This is a genomic window from Bradyrhizobium sp. (genome assembly GCF_036009065.1).
Classification (GTDB): domain Bacteria; phylum Pseudomonadota; class Alphaproteobacteria; order Rhizobiales; family Xanthobacteraceae; genus Bradyrhizobium.
In genome coordinates this window covers 1-3,748 of record NZ_DASYMN010000410.1, presented here as the reverse complement: position 1 = coordinate 3,748, position 3,748 = coordinate 1, and the positions used below count along the sequence as shown (strand labels likewise).

Genomic DNA, 3,748 nt, shown 5'->3' with positions numbered 1-3,748 from the left:
CTACAATTACCGGCAGTGAGCGGCGTCATGCACCTTCTCACCTCTCCCCGAAGCGGAGGCGTCGAAACCGGAGCGCAGCGCTCTTCACCTCTCCCCGAAGGGGAGAGGTCGACGCGCATCGACAGATGCGCGGCGGGTGAGGGGCTCGCCACACACTCAGCACTCGCGAAAGGCCCCTCACCCGGATGGCATCTGCGATGCCATCCGACCTCTCCCCTGCGGGGAGAGGTGGAAGGCATCACCTAGATGTCCGGCACACTCGAAGTCAGCGATCTGCACAAGCAGTTCGCGATCGGCCGGCCCGCGGTCGACGGCGTCAGCTTTGCGGTGCCGGCCGGCGAGATCGTGGTGCTGCTCGGGCCCTCCGGCTGCGGCAAGACCACGACGTTGCGCTGCGTCGCGGGCCTCGAGCATCCGACCGGCGGCGCCATCAGCATCGCCGGCAAGGTGGTGTCGCAGCCGTCGCGCGGCATCCAGGTCGCGCCGCGGCAGCGCGACCTCGGCATGGTGTTCCAGTCCTACGCGGTGTGGCCGCATATGACGGTGCGGCAGAACGTGGTCTATCCGCTCAAGCACCGCGGCGTTAACCGCACCGAAGCCGCGCGCCGGGTCGACGAGGTGCTGGCGCTGGTGGGCCTGTCGGAATACGCCGAGCGGCCGGTGACCGCGCTGTCCGGCGGCCAGATGCAGCGCGTGGCGCTGGCGCGCAGCATCGTCTACCGCCCGAAATTGCTGCTGCTCGACGAGCCCTTGTCCAACCTCGACGCCAAGCTGCGCCTGCGGCTGCGCGACGATCTCCGCCGCATCCTGAAAGCCGCCGGCATGACCGCGCTCTACGTCACCCATGACCAGGCCGAAGCCGTCGTGCTCGGCGACCGCATCGGCGTGATGCGCGACGGCAAGCTGCTGCAGATGGGCAGCCCGGACGAGATCTATAACCGCCCGGCGGATCTGTTCGTGGCGAATTTTACCGGAGCGACCAACGAGCTCACGGGCACGCTGGTGGCGCGCAACGGCGCGTTCGGGACGGTGGATTTCGGCGACGGCAGGCGCGGCGAGGCGTCGCTGCTGCATGAAGTCGGTGTCGGCGACAAGGTGCGCCTCGCCTTGCGCCCGGAAAACATCCGCATCGGCGGCAATGGCGCCAACACCTTTGCCGCCCGCGTCACCGACCGCCGCTACCAGGGCACCCAGACGGTGTACGACGTCGAGCTGTTCGGGCGGCGGCTGGAGGCGCTGGAGCTCGGCACCGCGGCACGGCACGAGGTCGGCGTCGAGACGATGGTGTCGCTGCCGCGCGAGGGGTGCTGGGCGTATCGGGATGAGGGGAAGGGCGGGGAGGAGTAGGGGGTCCGTCATTGCGAGACTCCTGAGCTCGACTAGCCGGTGAGTTCTTCGATCACTGCCTTCAATCTCGATTCATTGCCATCAAAACTGGCAATCATAGCGTCGAGCATCGCGTCAGGATCAAGCTTTTGGAAATCAATCGGGTGGTCGGCGCGATCGGCCAATAGCGCGAAGAACGTCAACTGTGCACGTCCATTGCCTTCGCGAAAGGCGTGGATCGCATTCAGCTCCGCGAGAAAATGCGCAGCGCGGTCGGCGAATTCGTTCGCTGGCAAGTTCTCCAGATGCTTCCTGGCTTTCAGATCAGCGAACAACTTGTCTGCCTGAGCATGGATGTGCTCGGGAAAGCAGAACGGATTGCCCTGCTTTGAGACGCGTACCGTGCGCGGCGTGCCGGCCCATTCGTATACATCTTGAAACAGGTGACGATGGACCGCACAGTAGTGTGCGAAATCCAGATTTCCCTCGGGCAGAGGGTCGTTGGCGCGGGCACTAGAAATCTCCGCTTCGAAATCATCGAGTTCGGCTTGATCGCGCAAGTCGAGCTTGTTGATAAGGACCGTCGAATTTTCGTATGTGTATGGATCGTCGACCGCATCATACATGCGACGGCAACTCAGCCCTTGCGATAGGTACGAATAATCGCCTGGCGGGTCTGTTCGGCGGTTAGACCCTTGCGGCCGGCTTCCTCAGCGCGTTTTTTCATGGCCGGGTCGAGGCGGATTCCTTCAACCGCGCTGATTTTCGCAAAACCGGCGGCGCCGACGACGAAGCCCGTTTTGGTTCCTTTTCCGGTGGTGCGCTTTTGTTTTGGCATGGCCGCAGCATACTAAATTTTTGCGCTTTTCGCCATGTCCTCTGAGCAGGCCCACGGCGAGCGCCGATCTGCTGGCTCACAATGGCAAAAGAACTCTAGCCTCCCAAAAATCCCTTCAGCTTCTGCGCCAAGGCCTTGGCCGTCGCCTTGTCCAGCTTTCCGGCCCGGCGTTCGATCCGCGCGGGCTCGATGCAGGCGATCTTGGCAGCGCGCACCACGGATGGCGCGGGCAGGCCCGCGCGCGCGAGGTCGGTGATCGCAACGTCGCACGACCAGGGCGCATTGTGCGAAATCGCCGTGCCAAGGCCCAGAGGGCGGCCACGTCGCCGGACACGCGGCTTTAGGCCGCGGTTCTACCGCCGTCCCTTCTTCCTCCGCCACTTCTCCCAATCCACATCCTCACTGCTCACAAGCTGCAACTGCCCCGGCTGCGAAACACGGTCCGTGAACACCACCAGATTATTGCACGCAAACCGCGCGCTCGGCACCAGCAGTCCGTCGAACTCAAGAAAATGCGCAGCCGCCGCGATGGCCTGCGTCGCGCTGTAGTCGAAGGTTTCATAGCGAGCGATATCGACGCCGAGCTTCTCAAGTTCGCGCATGTCGACAAGCCGCAGCAAGCGTTCCGTCTTGATCGCCAGCACATGAATCTGGTGTTGAATGCGGCTCGGCCATACCGGTTCGAGCGAGAGCCGGAATCCGACTTCCGCCAAGGCGCCGTCGCGCGCTTCGCTGGCATAGAGAATTTCCAGTTCTCCCGGCGCGCCCCAGCGGCCGTTTGCCGAAGAGCCTGTCAACGGCTCGCGGCCCTTGCGGGCGACGCGCCATACATCTGAGTCAAAAGGCTCCGGGCGCAGCTTCTCCAAGGCGTCGAGCACCGACCGGTCATGTACGCGCCCTGGCGAAGCCATCAGGTGTAGCTTGCCTCGTCCAGGCTTTCGATCACCGCGAGGACCTTGTCCGCGTCGCCCTGGTTGATGAGGTCGATCGCGCGTACGCCGTTCAGCAGGCGATGTTTTGAATACAGCCACAGACGGGTTTCGTCGGGCGTATAAAATTCGGCAAGCCGGTCGACAACGTAGCGCAGGTCGGAAATCACGAGCTGCGTCTTGGGATGGGGCAGTGCCTTGCCGGCGGTCCAGCGTGACACCGTGGCGGGAGACACCGACGTGATGTTTGCGACGTCGGTGCCCTTCAGCCCGCCGCGGCTTCTCAGGTCTTCGATGATTTTGGCAACCGCGTTGGTCATTTTCCGCCCGCCGCTGGATCCTTGAAGTGAGAGCATAGCATTTTTTCGTTGCATAGATATCAATTTTGAAATCTAAGAGGAATGTATTCACGATTTGTTGATTATATGTTCTTGACATGTTCTGAATATGGTGTATAGTCCTAGCCATCTCATCCCAACTTGAGGGAGCGTTACCTGGGACGCTTTGGAACGTGGGGGTGGGAGCGGCGCCTGAGGGCGGGGGCTAACGTGGCTCTTCGTTCGCGGGAGTACTTGGGTATCCGTCCGGCCCCACTCTCGGGGTCTGCCACCGAAGCTGGCTGGACGGGGACAGGCAGCGGCGCGAAATCGCCGTG

At 62.8% G+C, this 3,748-nt stretch carries 6 protein-coding genes; 1 reads left to right on the top strand and 5 read right to left on the bottom strand.

Annotation, left to right across the window (positions count from 1 at the left end; translation table 11 throughout):
• Window positions 1-246: 246 nt before the first annotated feature.
• The gene (locus tag VGP39_RS24765) at window positions 247-1,347 is read left to right on the top strand and encodes an ABC transporter ATP-binding protein (RefSeq protein ID WP_327570722.1); all 1,101 of its coding nucleotides are present in this window, start codon (window positions 247-249) and stop codon (window positions 1,345-1,347) included.
• Between the two features lie 32 nt (window positions 1,348-1,379).
• Here VGP39_RS24765 and VGP39_RS24760 read toward each other — a convergent pair whose 3' ends face one another.
• From VGP39_RS24760 to VGP39_RS24740, 5 genes are all read right to left on the bottom strand, one after another.
• The gene (locus tag VGP39_RS24760; RefSeq protein ID WP_327570721.1) at window positions 1,380-1,952 is read right to left on the bottom strand and encodes a Fic/DOC family protein; all 573 of its coding nucleotides are present in this window, start codon (window positions 1,950-1,952) and stop codon (window positions 1,380-1,382) included.
• An 11-nt stretch (window positions 1,953-1,963) separates the two neighbouring features.
• On the bottom strand, window positions 1,964-2,164 hold the full coding sequence (locus VGP39_RS24755; protein ID WP_327570720.1) for a hypothetical protein: 201 nt from the start codon (window positions 2,162-2,164) through the stop codon (window positions 1,964-1,966).
• 95 nt (window positions 2,165-2,259) lie between these two features.
• Window positions 2,260-2,457, bottom strand: coding sequence for a type II toxin-antitoxin system PemK/MazF family toxin (locus VGP39_RS24750; protein WP_327570723.1), 198 nt, complete (start codon window positions 2,455-2,457; stop codon window positions 2,260-2,262).
• A 60-nt stretch (window positions 2,458-2,517) separates the two neighbouring features.
• Window positions 2,518-3,075, bottom strand: a complete 558-nt coding sequence (locus VGP39_RS24745) for an RES family NAD+ phosphorylase (protein ID WP_327570719.1) — start codon at window positions 3,073-3,075, stop codon at window positions 2,518-2,520.
• Window positions 3,075-3,413, bottom strand: coding sequence for a helix-turn-helix transcriptional regulator (locus tag VGP39_RS24740; RefSeq protein WP_327570718.1), 339 nt, complete (start codon window positions 3,411-3,413; stop codon window positions 3,075-3,077). The genes VGP39_RS24745 and VGP39_RS24740 overlap by 1 nt, the downstream gene beginning before the upstream one ends.
• Window positions 3,414-3,748: the final 335 nt, after the last annotated feature.